This is a genomic window from Pseudomonas glycinae (assembly GCF_001594225.2).
GTDB classification, from domain to species: domain Bacteria; phylum Pseudomonadota; class Gammaproteobacteria; order Pseudomonadales; family Pseudomonadaceae; genus Aquipseudomonas; species Aquipseudomonas glycinae.
Map to the genome: position 1 here is coordinate 2921360 of NZ_CP014205.2, position 15587 is coordinate 2936946.

General features: G+C 60.7%; 14 protein-coding genes. 8 read left to right on the plus strand and 6 right to left on the minus strand.

The window, feature by feature from the left end:
• Positions 1-224: 224 nt before the first annotated feature.
• Positions 225-1325 (plus strand): glycine betaine monooxygenase reductase subunit, encoded by a 1101-nt coding sequence (gbcB, locus tag AWU82_RS13175; RefSeq protein WP_011336281.1) that lies wholly within the window; start codon positions 225-227, stop codon positions 1323-1325.
• A 67-nt stretch (positions 1326-1392) separates the two neighbouring features.
• Here gbcB and AWU82_RS13180 read toward each other — a convergent pair whose 3' ends face one another.
• The 6 genes from AWU82_RS13180 to AWU82_RS13205 all read right to left on the minus strand — a co-directional run bounded on the left by AWU82_RS13180 (position 1393) and on the right by AWU82_RS13205 (position 6758).
• On the minus strand, positions 1393-1779 hold the full coding sequence (locus AWU82_RS13180; protein ID WP_064380244.1) for a hypothetical protein: 387 nt from the start codon (positions 1777-1779) through the stop codon (positions 1393-1395).
• Positions 1776-3224, minus strand: a complete 1449-nt coding sequence (locus AWU82_RS13185) for a hypothetical protein (RefSeq protein WP_064384058.1) — start codon at positions 3222-3224, stop codon at positions 1776-1778. Before AWU82_RS13185 ends, AWU82_RS13180 begins: the two co-directional genes overlap by 4 nt.
• A complete protein-coding gene (locus tag AWU82_RS13190) occupies positions 3221-3706 on the minus strand; it encodes an Hcp family type VI secretion system effector (RefSeq protein WP_064380246.1) in 486 nt (161 codons plus the stop codon). The genes AWU82_RS13185 and AWU82_RS13190 overlap by 4 nt, the downstream gene beginning before the upstream one ends.
• Before the next feature lie 90 nt (positions 3707-3796).
• Positions 3797-4621 (minus strand): SDR family oxidoreductase, encoded by an 825-nt coding sequence (locus AWU82_RS13195; RefSeq protein WP_064380247.1) that lies wholly within the window; start codon positions 4619-4621, stop codon positions 3797-3799.
• A 248-nt stretch (positions 4622-4869) separates the two neighbouring features.
• Positions 4870-5403 (minus strand): REP-associated tyrosine transposase, encoded by a 534-nt coding sequence (locus AWU82_RS13200; RefSeq protein WP_039768014.1) that lies wholly within the window; start codon positions 5401-5403, stop codon positions 4870-4872.
• A 314-nt stretch (positions 5404-5717) separates the two neighbouring features.
• Positions 5718-6758, minus strand: coding sequence for a threonine aldolase family protein (locus AWU82_RS13205; RefSeq protein WP_064380249.1), 1041 nt, complete (start codon positions 6756-6758; stop codon positions 5718-5720).
• A 127-nt stretch (positions 6759-6885) separates the two neighbouring features.
• On the opposite strand from AWU82_RS13205, the gene AWU82_RS13210 reads away from it, so the two are divergent.
• The 7 genes from AWU82_RS13210 (at position 6886) to purU (ending at position 15396) form a co-directional block, all read left to right on the plus strand.
• Complete coding sequence (locus tag AWU82_RS13210) at positions 6886-7596, plus strand: TraX family protein (protein WP_064380252.1); 711 nt, start codon at positions 6886-6888, stop codon at positions 7594-7596.
• A 281-nt stretch (positions 7597-7877) separates the two neighbouring features.
• Positions 7878-9131, plus strand: coding sequence for a serine hydroxymethyltransferase (glyA, locus tag AWU82_RS13215; RefSeq protein WP_011336274.1), 1254 nt, complete (start codon positions 7878-7880; stop codon positions 9129-9131).
• 20 nt (positions 9132-9151) lie between these two features.
• A complete protein-coding gene (locus AWU82_RS13220) occupies positions 9152-10402 on the plus strand; it encodes a sarcosine oxidase subunit beta (RefSeq protein WP_003206307.1) in 1251 nt (416 codons plus the stop codon).
• A 14-nt stretch (positions 10403-10416) separates the two neighbouring features.
• The gene (locus AWU82_RS13225; protein ID WP_011336273.1) at positions 10417-10746 is read left to right on the plus strand and encodes a sarcosine oxidase subunit delta; all 330 of its coding nucleotides are present in this window, start codon (positions 10417-10419) and stop codon (positions 10744-10746) included.
• Positions 10743-13760 (plus strand): sarcosine oxidase subunit alpha, encoded by a 3018-nt coding sequence (locus AWU82_RS13230; RefSeq protein WP_064380254.1) that lies wholly within the window; start codon positions 10743-10745, stop codon positions 13758-13760. Before AWU82_RS13225 ends, AWU82_RS13230 begins: the two co-directional genes overlap by 4 nt.
• A gap of 132 nt (positions 13761-13892) precedes the next feature.
• Entirely contained in the window at positions 13893-14525 is a 633-nt protein-coding gene (locus AWU82_RS13235; protein WP_064380256.1) for a sarcosine oxidase subunit gamma, read from the plus strand.
• Positions 14526-14538: 13 nt separating this feature from the next.
• On the plus strand, positions 14539-15396 hold the full coding sequence (gene purU / locus AWU82_RS13240) for a formyltetrahydrofolate deformylase (RefSeq protein WP_007959808.1): 858 nt from the start codon (positions 14539-14541) through the stop codon (positions 15394-15396).
• Positions 15397-15587: the final 191 nt, after the last annotated feature.

Consider the following 15587-nt stretch of genomic DNA (forward strand, 5'->3'; position numbering starts at 1 on the left):
CGCAAGGTGTAAAGAATCTGTTTGTGTTGGGGGCGAGTGTGGGGCCGGCGCTGCCCGGAACCTTATCCATGGGCGACATGGTGCAATCTGTTCCCGACGCGCAACCCCCGGTGGTTGGGGGCTGGTCGCGATAAGTATGTGAATGTCGCGGATAGGTAAACGGGCCGTCTGCGCTATACGCAGAATCGCCACATGAAGGCCGACAGTCGGCCGTGGAGAACAGCATGTCGAACAGCTTCCTGAATCCGGTCACCACCCAGACCTGGGCCAATGGCCGACACATCGTCCGTTGCGTCAAAGTCATCCAGGAAACCTGGGATGTGCGCACCTTCTGTTTCATGGCCGACCAGCCGATCCTGTTCTTCTTCAAGCCCGGACAGTTCGTGACTCTGGAGCTGGAAATCGAAGGCCAGCCGATCATGCGTTCGTACACCATCTCCAGCTCGCCGTCGGTGCCGTACAGCTTTTCGGTGACCATCAAGCGGGTGCCGGGGGGCAAGGTGTCCAACTGGCTGCACGACACCCTGCATGAAGGCCAGGAACTGGCGGTACACGGCCCGGTCGGGCTGTTCAACGCCATCGATTTCCCGAGCCCGAAAGTGCTGTACCTGAGCGGTGGTGTCGGCATCACACCAGTGATGTCCATGGCGCGCTGGTTCTACGACACCAACGGCAACGTCGACATGACGTTCATCCACAGTGCCCGCTCGCCGAAAGACATCATTTACCACCGCGAGCTGGAACACATGGCGTCGCGGATCGACAACTTCAGCCTGCACCTGATCTGTGAGAAACACGGACTTGGCGAGCCGTGGGCCGGCTATCGCGGCTACCTCAACCACAAGATGCTCGAACTGATGGTGCCGGACTTCCTCGAGCGCGAAGTCTTCTGCTGCGGCCCGACGCCGTACATGACCGCGGTCAAGCGCCTGCTGGAAAACGCCGGCTACGACATGAAGCGCTATCACGAGGAATCCTTCGGCGCCACGCCGCCGGAAGCTCGTGCCGACGCGGTGGAACAGGCCGAGCAGGCAGCGGAAGCACCGGAAGTCCCGGCGGCGGATCTGCACCTGGTGGAGTTCACCTCTTCGGACAAGAGCATCCGTGTCGCGCCGGGCGAGACCGTGCATGCGGCGGCTGCCAAGGTCGGCCTGATGATCCCGAAAGCCTGCGGCATGGGGATCTGCGGGACGTGCAAGGTGCTGAAGCTGGGCGGCGAGGTGGAGATGGATCACAACGGCGGGATCACCGAGGACGACGAGGCGGAGGGGTACATTCTTTCTTGCTGCAGTGTGCCGAAGGGGGATGTTCGGATCGAGTATTGAGGTTAGTTTGCAGGCCTTCTTGTGATCTCCCATAGGGGAAATCACAAGAAGGCATTAGTTGCTGTTTTTAAATGACTTCGAATACGGCGAGAAGCCCAAAGAATACAAACATGAAGCCTGAAATTCGCTGATATTTATACAGTGTCAGCAGCGTGCGTTTAAAATCTGGTGGAAAATTTATTATATCGGTTGCACTCAATTTTCCTTGGTAAATGTAGACTTCCGGGCGTTTCAGGAAACCAAAAATTTCTCCCATCATGTAGATCCGCCCATGTATCCCGCCATGCCATAGCATGATGAGGCCGCTTAATATTGAGCTGTTCTGAAGGCTGCTGATAATTAGCTCTATTTTTGTTTTTGCGATATATAGCGATATGCAGTTTATTATTATGAGTGTGGCGAAATTTATGATGTTTAGAATAATGAATGCTTCTCTTGCAGTTGCATAACTCATCGGATTTTCTCGTAAATCAATTCACCGGCGATTTCGCCGCCTTTTTCGCCCACAGAGCCGATCGTAAAAGATCCGGCTCCCGCAACCAGTACCCCACACAGCACCCCAGCGATACCTGCGGTCGATACCCCGATTGCTACGCAAATGGTGGAGGCCGCGCTTGCACCCACAGCAGAACCGACAGCTCCACCCAGAAAACTTCCGGCTTCAGTGTATTTCACCTTTTTGCATGCCTCGGCACTGCCGTTCGTACAGACATCTTGAACCTTCATTGCCGAGGCTCCGCCACCCACGGCCGTACCAATCCAGCCACCGTATTTGATGTATTGCGAGGCTTTCACTACGCCTTGAATGTGAGTGGAGTACCCGGGCGTCTGGCCGATGCCGCCAGCCTTTCTCCAACGGTGCACCCGGTGAGGATGCTCAATACCTAAAGCGATTTTAAGGTTTGGGTAATCAGGGAGGCCGATGGCTCTCTTGGTCAATCCGGTGAGCTGTCCGTCCAGCCGTTGAAGTAATCCGGCGCGGCGCTTTTTGAATGCCTTTGAATTCAGGCTGCCATTGGCCTTGATCGTGCTGGTATGCAATTCCTCAATATCTTTCAAAGCGGCTTTTATGCCATCCAGATGGTTAGCGGCCATAGCGGTACCAACCCCAATAACTTTCGACCCATCTGAAAGCGTCCGTCTGATGACCTCATAGTGCTGGGCAAAAAAGTCCGCTTCCTCCACCGTCAACGGCGCCAGCGCCATGCTGACGATGTGCGCGGTTTCCATCAGCAGTGATTCTTCATAGGTGCATTGCTGATTGTCCGGGTCGCTCAGGACAATCAGCGTTCCGGCTTTCACCACGTCGTCCAGCTGATTGAGGCTTTTGAATTTGGCGATGACATTCGGGTTGGGCGACGGAAACAGTTGCGCCTGCAGTTTCTCGGCGGACAGACTTTTGGGCACGATGTAGAACCCAGGCTCCTCCGGTGCCGGCAATTCCTGGGGCCAGTGTTCGCGGGGGAAAAATCGCAAGTCGTTGACTGGATGCACAGATGAGAGCGGGGCTGAGTTCAGGCGCGTCACTCTCAGATTCTGCTGGCGAACGGCCCGCAGTAAACGTTGCGGATCGGGGGTTGCTGCGGCATGTGGAAGCATCGACAAGTGTGGTGTCCTGGCCGCGCCGGTGAGCGTGCCGTGTCTGTTCTGCTGCAGGGCTCGGGACTGGATCAACAGGTTTCGTTGTTCCTGCGCAAGCGCATTGATCCCTTGCTGCGGCGTCAGGCGTCCGTCCGCTACCTCCTCGGTAATTTGCTTGGCGAAGTACGCGACTTGTTGATGGAATTGCACACGTGCAATGCCAAATGCCAGATGACGGTTTCCGATGGTCAGTGCCTGTCCAAGCAGGTTGCCGGCGGCGTCCTGCACATCGCACAGATCATGCTGCCGTGAACTCAACCCGCTTCGCCCCACGAGGTATAGCCAGTGGTGCCTGCAATGTGGTGTACCCAACTGATGCCGCGGTAACGAATGGCCAGTTGTTCTTGAGGCTGGGCATCATTTTGCAGAATCACGTGCGGTACATCCTGCGACAGTTCAGCGAGAACCGCCCCGTCGAGGGTGATCGAATAGAATTTTTCCTGCTGCCCCTGGGGCGAAGTGCGGTAGAGGCTGATCGTGCAGTCCAGTTCTTCGCTGGTCGAATGCGCCTGAGCCAGCAGTGGGGAAGATTTGTCGACCGCTTTGGTGATGATGACCGGCCGGTGGACGGGTTTTCCGAGATTGGCGTCGCGGCGCATTTCATGGCTCAGGGCGAACACCATGATTTCATCGGTATGGGCCGTCTGGTATTTGTTGCCGACCGATTCCGGCGTCGAACATCCGGCTGAAATAAGGCCTTGGGTCTTGCCGGTGATGGTCATGTAGGCAGGGTTCGCCATAGTCTGCGCTCCTCGAAAATGGAGTCGGCAGTCTATGGCGAGGCCTGTTTGGTTTATGTAGGCCCTGGCGTAGGTCGTTTCTGAAAATGCTCAGTCGATAAACAGGTCTGTCATCAACTTCGCATCACTCCCCGGATCAAAGCGGTAATGATCGAACTCGGTCACGCCGCTCTCCTGCAAAATCTCCTCATCAATCAGCAACCGCCCGGTAATCCGCCGTGCGCTGCTACTCAAAATCACATGCGCCGCATCCGCCATGATCTGCGGTGTCCGCGCATGCTTGAACGACTCCCGATTGCCCAGCTGAAATTCGATGGCCGCCGTGGCGATCATGGTCTGCGGCCACAGCGAATTGACGCTGATCCCGTAGTTGGCGAATTCCTCGCTCATCCCGACCGTCAGCATGCTCATGCCGTACTTGGTCACGGTGTAGGGGCTGTACTGGGCGAACCACTTACTGGCCAGATTCAGCGGCGGTGACAGGTTAAGGATGTGCCCGGAGGATTTCTTCAGGTAGGGCAGGGCCGCCTGGCTGCACAGCAAAACCGCGCGGGTGTTGATCTGGTGCATCAGGTCGAAACGCTTGAGCTCGATGTGCTGCACACCGGTCAACTTGATCGCCCCGGCGTTATTCACCAGTGCATCGATCCCACCGAAATGCTCATTGGCCTGAGCCAGCGCCTGTCGCACCGCCTCCTCATCCCGCACATCCAGTTGCAGCGCCAAGGCCTTGCCGCCGGCCGCTTCGACTTCAGCGGCGACGCTGTGGATGGTGCCGGGCAACTTGGCGTGCGGCTCGGCGCTCTTGGCCGCGATCACGATATTGGCCCCGTCCCGCGCGGCCCGCAGCGCAATCTCGCGCCCGATGCCACGGCTGGCGCCAGTGATGAACAGGGTTTTGTCTTTCAGCGACATGCGGATGCTCCTGCTTATTGTTATGTGAGCGATGGCTCGACAGACAATGTAGACCAAGCAGTGAAGGTAACGCGGTCTCAGATCGTTCCCACGCTCCGCGTGGGAATGCAGCCGTTGACGCTCCGCGTCATGACGGTGCCTGGCGTTGCATCGGCGGTGCGGCAGGAACGCGGAGCGTCCCGGGAGGCATTCCCACGCAGAGCGTGGGAACGATCAGGAAGCGATCTGCGTGTGGGATATCAGGGGCTTCAGTACCAGCGCTGAACCTCGATCAACCCATCCAGCCCTGCATAGTTTCGGGCGCTCGAATACCGCCAGTGCTCCGGCAGCTCCACATAACCACGCTTTACCGGGTTGTTGTGGATGTAATCGAGTTTCTGACGCATGACTTCTTCGCTGTAGACCATCTCCGCGTGAGCACCTTCCTGCCACATCTGATACACCCGATCTTCCTTGTGTGCCCGTTTGCTGAAGCGAAGGCGCTTCAATGCTCTTTCTGCACCCCTGTTTTGCAGGTCATCGATGATCTGTCGGGCTGTGAAGGATTTGAACTGGCTCAGGCATTTGCTCAGGTCAGGCGCCTGGGCGACGAAGTGCAGGTGGTTTTCCAGGATCACGTAGCCGTAGAGCTTCAGTTGCTGGTGGGTTTGTTGATAGCGCCAACAGTTGAGCAGGTGGTCGACGAGGTAAGGGCGGACGAACAGTGGCAGCCACTCCACCAGCGTGCAGGTCAGGAAGTGAGGCTTTTCGGGTTCGGTGATGGTGTAGCGGCTTCGGCCCATGGGATTCATCCTTGAATCTTGCGGTGCTGTTGAGAGGAACGCGGAGCGTCCCCGGATGCATTCCCACGCGGAGCGTGGGAACGAGAAGAGTGGGGTCGATAAAGTGATCTCGCTAGCAGAGACGTCTGTAGTGAAGGTGGGAAAAGTCAACATAGAGTCGGCGTTTGATCGTTCCCACGCTCTGCGTGGGAATGCAGCCCTCGACGCTCCGCGTCATGACGGTGGCAGGTGTTGCATCGGCGGTGCGGCAGGAACGCGGAGCGTCCCGGGAGGCATTCCCACGCGGAGCGTGGGAACGATCAAGGAGGAGGCGATCAGGCCGACATGACGTCGCGGATGTCGCGTGCCAGTTCGCGTACGCGTTCTTCCTCGGTGTCCCACGAGCACATGAAGCGGGCGCCGCCCTTGCCGATGAAGGTGTAGAAGCGCCAGCCGCGAGCGGTCAGGGCGGCGATGGCCGGTTCCGAGAGTTGCAGGAACACGCCGTTGGCCTGGACCGGGAACATCAGTTCCACGCCCGGGATGTCGCTGACCAGTTCAGCCAGCAGTTGCGCGCAGTGGTTGGCGTGGCGGGCGTATTTGAGCCAGGCGTCGTTTTCCAGGATGCCGACCCACGGCGCCGACAGGAAGCGCATCTTCGAAGCCAGTTGCCCGGCCTGTTTGCAGCGGTAGTCGAAGTCTTCGGCCAGTTTGTGGTTGAAGAACAGGATGGCTTCACCCACCGCCATGCCGTTTTTCGTGCCGCCGAAGCACAACACGTCGACGCCGGCCTTCCAGGTCAGGTCCGCGGGTGAGCAGCCGAGGAATGCGCAGGCGTTGGAGAACCTCGCGCCGTCCATGTGCAGGTTCAGGCCCAGTTCCTTGCAGGTGTCGCTGATGGCGCGGACTTCTTCCGGGGTGTAGACACTGCCGACCTCGGTGGCCTGGGTCAGCGTCACCACGCGCGGTTTCGGGTAGTGGATGTCCTGACGCTTGAGGGCGACTTCGCGGATCGAGGCCGGGGTGATCTTGCCGTTTTCAGTGCCGGCGATCAGCAGTTTCGAACCGTTGGAGAAAAATTCCGGTGCGCCGCATTCGTCGGTTTCGACGTGGGCGGTTTCCGAGCAGATCACGCTGTGGTAACTCTGGCACAGCGACGACAGCGCCAGCGAGTTGGCGGCGGTGCCGTTGAAGGCGAAGAACACTTCGCAATCGGTCTCGAACAGCTTGCGGAAATCATCCGAGGCGCGGGCTGTCCATTCATCGTCGCCATAGGCGCGCTGGTGGCCGTGGTTGGCCTGTTCCATGGCAGCCCAGGCTTCAGGGCAGATACCGGAGTAGTTGTCGCTGGCGAATTGTTGGCTCTTGTCGGTCATGGCCGGCTTCCGTGATCGGTGCGCTTGTGGCGCTCCGTTGGTCAATGAGGGTGCGCACTTTACCGAAGATCATCCGGGGAGCACACGGGATGTCGCTGTCAGAACTTTACAAGGATGCGAGCCGATTATGCACCTGAGCCAGCGTGACGGCGCACTCGATCTGCTCAAGTGGCTGGCGCTGCTGAGCATGCTGCTCGATCACCTGCGATATGTCGGGATCAGCGCCGATTGGCTGTATGTGCCGGGGCGGCTGGCGTTCCCGTGGTTCTGCCTGGCGATGGCGGCGAATCTGGCGCGGGACGGCACGCGCAAGACCGAATGGCGCTATCTGGGCTGGTTGCTGCTGTTTAGCCTGCTCAGCGAGATTCCCTACCGTTTGTACATTCCCGAGCCCGACACCTTGAACGTGATGCCCACGCTGGCGCTGGGTTTGCTGGTGGCGCGGGGCTGGCAGGATCAGGCACTGGTTTCGCGATTGCTGGCTGTCGGCGCCTTGCTGGTGGCCGCGTTGTTCCCGGAGCGACTGATGTTCGGTCTGTTCGGCGTCCTGCTGCCACTGGCGACGTTGCTGGTGTTTCGCAAACCCTGGTATTTCAGCCTGTTGCCGGGCCTGCTGTGTCTGGCCGCGAATCAATGGCGGGTGCTCTACGAATCCGCGCAGTTCGGCAACATGGTCGCCATCCTCGGGATTGCGACCTGCCTGATCGCGCCACTGCTCGGAATGTTCCTGTTGCGACATGGGCGACATCTTCAGCCACCTCCGATGCACCGCTGGGCGTATGCCCTCTATCCCGCGCATTTCCTGCTGCTGCTCGCCGTCCGCAAACTCTTCACATAACCCTGTGGGAGCTGGCTCGCCAGCGATAGCGGTGGGTCAGCCACCATCAATGTCGGATTGCCGCCGCCATCGCTGGCAAGCCAGCTCCCACAAGGTTTTCCGGTGTTTTCGAGATCGAGTCTGGCAATGGCATTTCGGGCCATGTCGTAAACGCACCTTTGCGTGGCGTCCGTAGGCATTTGACCTCCCTGCGCCGGCCATACCATCGCATCAAAGGGCACTGGCTGAGCGCCGTGCCTTACCGAGACGAATGGCGCACAGATGCCGCTGGGAGAGACGCGATGTTCAGCAAGCAAGACCAGATCCAGGGTTACGACGATGCACTGCTGGCGGCGATGAATGCCGAGGAGCAACGTCAGGAAGATCACATCGAGCTGATCGCGTCGGAGAACTACACCAGCAAACGCGTCATGCAAGCGCAAGGCAGCGGCCTGACCAACAAATACGCCGAAGGCTATCCGGGCAAGCGCTACTACGGTGGCTGCGAGCACGTCGACAAGGTCGAAGCGCTGGCCATCGAACGCGCCAAGCAACTGTTCGGCGCCGATTACGCCAACGTCCAGCCGCACTCCGGTTCTTCGGCCAACAGCGCCGTGTACCTCGCGCTGCTGCAAGCGGGCGACACCATTCTGGGCATGAGCCTGGCCCACGGTGGTCACCTGACCCACGGCGCCAAGGTTTCGTCCTCGGGCAAGCTGTACAACGCCGTGCAGTACGGCATCGACACCAAGACCGGCCTGATCGATTACGACGAAGTCGAGCGTCTGGCTGTCGAGTGCAAACCGAAGATGATCGTCGCCGGTTTCTCGGCCTACTCGAAAACCCTCGACTTCCCGCGCTTCCGTCAGATCGCCGACAAGGTTGGCGCCCTGCTGTTCGTCGACATGGCGCACGTCGCCGGTCTGGTGGCCGCCGGTCTGTACCCGAACCCGCTGCCTTACGCCGACGTGGTCACCACCACGACGCACAAGACCCTGCGCGGTCCACGTGGCGGCCTGATCCTGGCCAAGGCCAACGAAGAAATCGAGAAGAAGCTCAACGCGGCGGTATTCCCCGGCGCCCAGGGCGGCCCGCTGATGCACGTCATCGCCGGCAAGGCCGTGTGCTTCAAGGAAGCGCTGGAGCCTGGCTTCAAGGCCTATCAGCAACAAGTGATCGACAACGCCCAGGCGATGGCGAGCGTATTTATCAAACGTGGCTACGATGTAGTGTCCGGCGGCACCGACAATCACCTGTTTCTGGTCAGCCTGATCCGTCAGGGCCTCACCGGTAAGGACGCCGACGCCGCCCTCGGTCGCGCTCACATCACCGTCAACAAGAACGCCGTACCGAACGACCCGCAGTCGCCGTTCGTGACCTCCGGCCTGCGCATCGGCACCCCGGCGGTGACCACCCGCGGCTTCAAGGTGACCCAGTGCGTGACGCTGGCCGGCTGGATCTGCGACATCCTCGACAACCTCGGCGATGCCGATGTCGAGGCCAACGTCGCCCAGCAGGTTTCGGCCCTGTGCGCTGACTTCCCGGTTTATCGCTGAGCGTTCTGGAGTACATGACTATGCAACGCTATTCGGGCTTCGGCCTCTTCAAACACTCCCTCAGCCACCACGAAAACTGGCAGCGCATGTGGCGCACGCCGACCCCGAAAAAGGTCTACGACGTGGTCATCGTCGGCGGCGGCGGGCACGGTCTGGCGACGGCCTACTATCTGGCCAAAGAACACGGCATCACCAACGTGGCCGTGGTCGAAAAGGGCTGGCTGGGCGGCGGTAACACCGCGCGCAACACCACCATCGTTCGCTCCAACTACCTGTGGGACGAGTCGGCGCACCTGTACGAACACGCGATGAAACTGTGGGAAGGCCTGTCTCAGGACCTGAACTACAACGTGATGTTCTCCCAGCGCGGCGTCTACAACCTGTGCCACACCCTGCAGGACATCCGTGATTCCGAGCGTCGGGTCAGCGCCAACCGCCTCAACGGCGTGGACGGCGAACTGCTCAACGCCAAGCAGGTCGCGGACGAAATTCCGTACCTCGACTGCTCGAAAAACACCCGCTACCCGGTGATGGGCGCAACCGTTCAGCGTCGCGGTGGCGTGGCCCGTCACGATGCCGTGGCCTGGGGCTTTGCCCGTGCCGCCGACGCCCTCGGCGTGGACCTGATCCAGCAGACCGAAGTGATCGGTTTCCGCAAGGAAAACGGTGTGTGCATCGGTGTTGAAACCAACAAGGGCTTCATCGGCGCCAAACGCGTCGGTGTGGTCACCGCCGGTAACTCCGGGCACATGGCCAAGCTGGCCGGTTTCCGTCTGCCGATCGAATCCCACCCGCTGCAAGCGCTGGTGTCCGAGCCGATCAAACCGATTATCGACAGCGTGATCATGTCCAACGCCGTGCACGGCTACATCAGCCAGTCCGACAAGGGCGACCTGGTGATCGGCGCCGGTATCGACGGCTACAACGGCTACGGCCAGCGCGGTTCGTACCCGGTGATCGAGCACACCATTCAGGCCATCGTCGAGATGTTCCCGGTGCTGTCGCGAGTGCGCATGAACCGTCAGTGGGGCGGCATCGTCGACACCACGCCGGATGCGTGCCCGATCATTTCGAAAACCCCGGTCCCGAACATGTTCTTCAACTGCGGTTGGGGCACCGGTGGCTTCAAGGCCACACCTGGCTCGGGCAACGTGTTTGCCGCGAGTCTGGCCAAGGGTGAAATGCACCCGCTGGCCGCACCTTTCTCCATCGACCGTTTCCACAACGGTGCGTTGATCGATGAACACGGCGCTGCGGCTGTCGCCCACTAACAGGAGAAATCCCCATGTTGCATATCTTCTGTCCTCACTGCGGCGAACTGCGCTCCGAAGAGGAATTCCACGCATCCGGTCAGGCGCACATTCCGCGTCCGCTGGATCCGAACAGCTGCACCGACGAGGAGTGGGGCGACTACATGTTCTTCCGCGACAACCCTCGCGGTCTGCACCACGAGTTGTGGGATCACGTCGCCGGTTGCCGCCAGTACTTCAACGTCACCCGCGACACCGTGACCTACGAGATTCTCGAAACCTACAAGATCGGCACCAAGCCGCAATTCACCGACAAGGCTGACACTGCGAAAACAGCCACGACGGCGCTGGGAGAGAAGGTATGAGCCAGACCAATCGCCTGTCCAACGGTGGACGGATCGACCGCAACAAAGTGCTGAGCTTCACCTTCAACGGCCAGACCTACAAAGGTTTTGAAGGCGACTCGCTGGCCGCAGCCCTGCTGGCCAACGGCGTCGACATCATTGGCCGCAGCTTCAAGTATTCGCGTCCGCGCGGCATATTCGCCGCCGGCGCCGAAGAGCCGAACGCGGTGTTGCAGATCGGTGCGACCGAAGCGACCCTGATCCCTAACGTGCGCGCCACGCAACAGGCGTTGTACCAGGGCCTGGTCGCCACCAGCACCAACGGCTGGCCGAGCGTCAACAACGACATGATGGGGATTCTCGGCAAGGTCGGCGGCAAGCTGATGCCGCCGGGTTTCTACTACAAAACCTTCATGTACCCGCAATCGTTCTGGATGACTTACGAGAAGTACATTCGCAAGGCCGCCGGTCTTGGTCGTTCGCCGACCGAAGTCGATCCGGACACCTACGACTACATGAACCAGCACTGCGACGTGTTGATCGTCGGCGCCGGCCCAGCCGGTCTGGCCGCAGCACTGGCTGCTGCCCGCAGCGGTGCCCGGGTGATCATCGCCGATGAACAGGAAGAGTTCGGCGGCAGCCTGCTCGATTCCCGCGAAAGCCTCGACGGCAAGCCTGCGATGGAATGGGTGGCCGGCGTCATCGCTGAATTGAAGAGCACTCCGGACGTGCTGCTGTTGCCGCGCGCCACGGTCAACGGCTACCACGACCACAACTTCCTGACCATTCACGAACGCCTCACCGATCACCTCGGTGACCGCGCGCCGATCGGCCAGGTGCGTCAGCGCATTCACCGCGTCCGCGCCAAGCGCGTGGTGCTGGCGACCGGCGCTCACGAGCGTCCGCTGGTCTACGGCAACAACGACGTGCCGGGCAACATGCTGGCTGGTGCGGTGTCGACTTACGTGCGCCGTTACGGCGTGGCACCGGGCAAGAAACTGGTGCTGTCGACCAACAACGATCACGCCTACCGCGTGGCGCTGGACTGGCTCGACGCCAGCCTGCAAGTCGTCGCCATCGCCGACGCCCGCAGCAATCCGCGTGGCGCACTGGTTGAAGAGGCGCGCGCCAAAGGCATTCGCATCCTCACCGGCAGCGCCGTGATCGAGGCCCGTGGCAGCAAGCACGTCACCGCTGCCCGCGTGGCGGCGATCGATGTCAAAGGCCACAAGGTCACCAGCCCCGGCGAATGGCTCGACTGCGACCTGATCGCCAGCTCCGGCGGTTACAGCCCGGTGGTTCACCTGGCGTCGCACCTCGGCGGCAAGCCGATCTGGCGCGAAGATATCCTCGGTTTCGTACCGGGCGAAGCACCGCAGAAACGCGTGTGCGTCGGTGGCATCAACGGCGTCTACGGTCTCGGCGACTCCCTGGCTGACGGTTTTGAAGGCGGTGTGCGCGCTGCGTCCGAAGCCGGTTTCCAGACCGTTGAAGCCGTGTTGCCGAAAGCCCTGAGCCGTCTCGAAGAACCAACCCTGGCGCTGTTCCAGGTACCGCACGAGAAAGGCACTTCCCGGGCGCCGAAGCAGTTCGTCGACCTGCAGAACGACGTCACCGCCGCCGCCATCGAACTGGCGACCCGCGAAGGTTTCGAGTCGGTCGAACACGTCAAACGCTACACCGCGCTGGGCTTCGGCACCGATCAGGGCAAGCTCGGCAACGTCAACGGTCTGGCGATTGCCGCCCGTTCGCTGAACGTGACCATCCCGCAGATGGGCACCACGATGTTCCGTCCGAACTACACGCCGGTGACGTTTGGCGCGGTAGCCGGCCGTCACTGCGGGCACATCTTCGAACCTGTACGTTACACCGCACTGCATCAATGGCACCTGAAAAACGGCGCCGAGTTCGAAGACGTCGGTCAGTGGAAACGTCCGTGGTACTTCCCGAAAAACGGCGAAGACATGCATGCCGCCGTCAAACGCGAATGCAAGGCCGTGCGCGACAGCGTCGGTCTGCTGGACGCTTCGACCCTGGGCAAGATCGACATCCAGGGCCCGGACGCCCGCGAGTTCCTCAACCGCGTGTACACCAACGCCTGGACCAAGCTCGACGTGGGCAAGGCCCGTTACGGCCTGATGTGCAAGGAAGACGGCATGGTCTTCGACGACGGTGTGACGGCGTGTCTGGCCGACAACCATTTCGTCATGACCACCACCACCGGCGGCGCGGCTCGCGTACTGCAGTGGCTGGAGCTGTACCACCAGACCGAATGGCCGGACCTGAAGGTGTACTTCACCTCTGTCACCGACCACTGGGCGACCATGACCCTGTCCGGCCCGAACAGCCGCAAGCTGCTCAGCGCCGTGACCGACATCGACCTGGCCAATGAAGCGTTTCCGTTCATGACCTGGAAAGAAGGTCTGGTCGGCGGTGTGCCGGCGCGGGTGTTCCGCATCTCGTTCACCGGTGAGCTGTCGTACGAAGTCAACGTCCAGGCCGACTACGCGATGGGCGTGCTGGAAAAAATCGTCGAGGCGGGCAAGCAGTACAACCTGACCCCGTACGGCACTGAAACCATGCACGTCTTGAGGGCGGAGAAGGGCTTCATCATCGTCGGCCAGGACACCGACGGCTCGATGACCCCGGACGACCTGAACATGGGCTGGTGCGTCGGTCGCACCAAGCCGTTCTCGTGGATCGGCCAGCGCGGCATGAACCGTGAAGACTGCGTGCGTGACCAGCGTAAACAACTGGTGGGCCTGAAGCCGATCGATCCGAACGTCTGGCTGCCGGAAGGTGCACAGCTGGTGTTCAACACCAAGCAGTCGATCCCGATGACCATGGTCGGCCACGTGACCTCCAGCTATGCGCACAACTCCCTCGGCTATTCGTTTGCCATGGGTGTGGTGAAGGGCGGTCTCAAGCGCATGGGCGAGCGGGTGTTCGCACCGCTGGCGGATGGCAGCGTGATCGAGGCGGAAATCGTTTCTTCGGTGTTCTTCGATCCGAAAGGCGATCGCCAGAACATTTGACACTGATCGTTCCCACGCTTTGCGTGGGAATGCATCCCGGGACGCTCCGCGTCCCAAGAGCGGACGCAGAGCGTCCATGGCGGCATTCCCACGCAGAGCGTGGGAACGATCAAACAAAAGAATAGGTGCTTTATGACCGCAGCCAACGTTTACCAACAACGCCCGACCACCGGGGCCAAGGCCGAGTCGTCGCTGCATCATGCCGACCTCGCCAGCCTGGTCGGCAAGGGCCGCAAGAACGCCGGCGTGACCGTGCGCGAGAAGAAACTCCTCGGCCATCTGACCATCCGTGGCGACGGCCACGATGCCGCATTCGCTGCCGGTGTGCACAAGGCGCTGGGCATCGAATTGCCGGGTGCCCTGAGCGTGATCGTCAAAGGTGAAACCAGCCTGCAATGGATGGGCCCGGACGAGTGGCTGCTGATCGTGCCGAGCGGTGAAGAGTTCGCTGCCGAGCAGAAACTGCGCGAAGCGCTGGGCGATCTGCACATCGCAATCGTCAACGTCAGCGGCGGCCAGCAGTTGCTCGAACTGAGCGGCCCGAACGTGCGTCAGGTGCTGATGAAATCCACCAGCTACGACGTGCACCCGAACAACTTCCCGGTCGGCAAGGCGGTCGGCACGGTGTTCGCCAAGTCGCAGTTGATGATCCGCCACACCGCCGAAGACACCTGGGAGCTGCTGATTCGCCGCAGCTTCTCGGATTACTGGTGGTTGTGGTTGCAGGATGCGTCCGCCGAATACGGCCTTAGCGTTCAGGCCTGATCAGGAGAAAACGATGAGCCGCGCCCCGGATACATGGATTCTGACCGCCGACTGCCCCAGCGTTCTCGGCACCGTGGACGCGGTGACGCGTTTTCTGTTCGAGCAAGGTTGCTACGTGACCGAGCATCACTCGTTCGATGACCGGCTCTCGGGCCGGTTCTTCATTCGGGTGGAGTTCCGTCAGCCCGACGGTTTTGACGAGCAGTCCTTCCGCGCCGGCCTCGCCGAACGCGGTCAGGCGTTCGGCATGATCTTCGAGCTGACCGCGCCGAACTACCGGCCAAAAGTGGTGATCATGGTCTCCAAGGCCGATCACTGCCTCAACGACTTGCTCTATCGCCAGCGCATCGGCCAGTTGTCGATGGACGTGGCGGCGGTGGTGTCCAACCATCCGGACCTCAAGCCGCTGGCCGACTGGCACCAGATTCCCTACTACCATTTCCCCCTCGACCCCAACGACAAACCGGCCCAGGAGCGGCAGGTGTGGCAGGTGATCGAAGAGGCCGGCGCTGAACTGGTGATCCTCGCCCGCTACATGCAGGTGCTGTCGCCGGAGCTGTGCCGCAAGCTCGATGGCAAGGCGATCAACATTCACCACTCGCTGCTGCCGGGCTTCAAGGGCGCAAAGCCGTATCACCAGGCCTACAACAAGGGCGTGAAACTGGTCGGCGCCACCGCGCACTACATCAACAACGACCTGGACGAGGGGCCGATCATCGCCCAGGGCGTCGAGGCGGTGGATCACAGTCACTACCCCGAGGACCTGATCGCCAAGGGCCGCGACATCGAAGGCCTGACCCTGGCCCGGGCTGTCGGGTATCACATCGAAAGAAGGGTTTTCTTGAACGCCAACAGAACCGTCGTTCTTTAGATCGCTTTCGCGAGCAAGCCCGCTCCCACAGGGTTTTGTGTCGTTCACAAAATTTGAATCCAACCAGAACCCCTGTGGGAGCTGGCTTGCCAGCGATGAGGCCATAACAGGCAACACAAGCATCAGCATCTGTACCCGAGCACTTAACGCGCTGCCTGCCTGGGCGGCGCGGTTCCATAAAAACAACAGCG

Coding starts and splice junctions, on each gene's coding strand:
- gbcB (WP_011336281.1), top strand. CDS start 225: ATGTCGAACAGCTTCCTGAATCCGGTCACCACCCAGACCTGGGCCAAT.
- AWU82_RS13180 (WP_064380244.1), bottom strand. CDS start 1,779: ATGAGTTATGCAACTGCAAGAGAAGCATTCATTATTCTAAACATCATA.
- AWU82_RS13190 (WP_064380246.1), bottom strand. CDS start 3,706: ATGGCGAACCCTGCCTACATGACCATCACCGGCAAGACCCAAGGCCTT.
- AWU82_RS13195 (WP_064380247.1), bottom strand. CDS start 4,621: ATGTCGCTGAAAGACAAAACCCTGTTCATCACTGGCGCCAGCCGTGGC.
- AWU82_RS13200 (WP_039768014.1), bottom strand. CDS start 5,403: ATGGGCCGAAGCCGCTACACCATCACCGAACCCGAAAAGCCTCACTTC.
- AWU82_RS13205 (WP_064380249.1), bottom strand. CDS start 6,758: ATGACCGACAAGAGCCAACAATTCGCCAGCGACAACTACTCCGGTATC.
- AWU82_RS13210 (WP_064380252.1), top strand. CDS start 6,886: ATGCACCTGAGCCAGCGTGACGGCGCACTCGATCTGCTCAAGTGGCTG.
- glyA (WP_011336274.1), top strand. CDS start 7,878: ATGTTCAGCAAGCAAGACCAGATCCAGGGTTACGACGATGCACTGCTG.
- AWU82_RS13220 (WP_003206307.1), top strand. CDS start 9,152: ATGCAACGCTATTCGGGCTTCGGCCTCTTCAAACACTCCCTCAGCCAC.
- AWU82_RS13225 (WP_011336273.1), top strand. CDS start 10,417: ATGTTGCATATCTTCTGTCCTCACTGCGGCGAACTGCGCTCCGAAGAG.
- AWU82_RS13230 (WP_064380254.1), top strand. CDS start 10,743: ATGAGCCAGACCAATCGCCTGTCCAACGGTGGACGGATCGACCGCAAC.
- AWU82_RS13235 (WP_064380256.1), top strand. CDS start 13,893: ATGACCGCAGCCAACGTTTACCAACAACGCCCGACCACCGGGGCCAAG.
- purU (WP_007959808.1), top strand. CDS start 14,539: ATGAGCCGCGCCCCGGATACATGGATTCTGACCGCCGACTGCCCCAGC.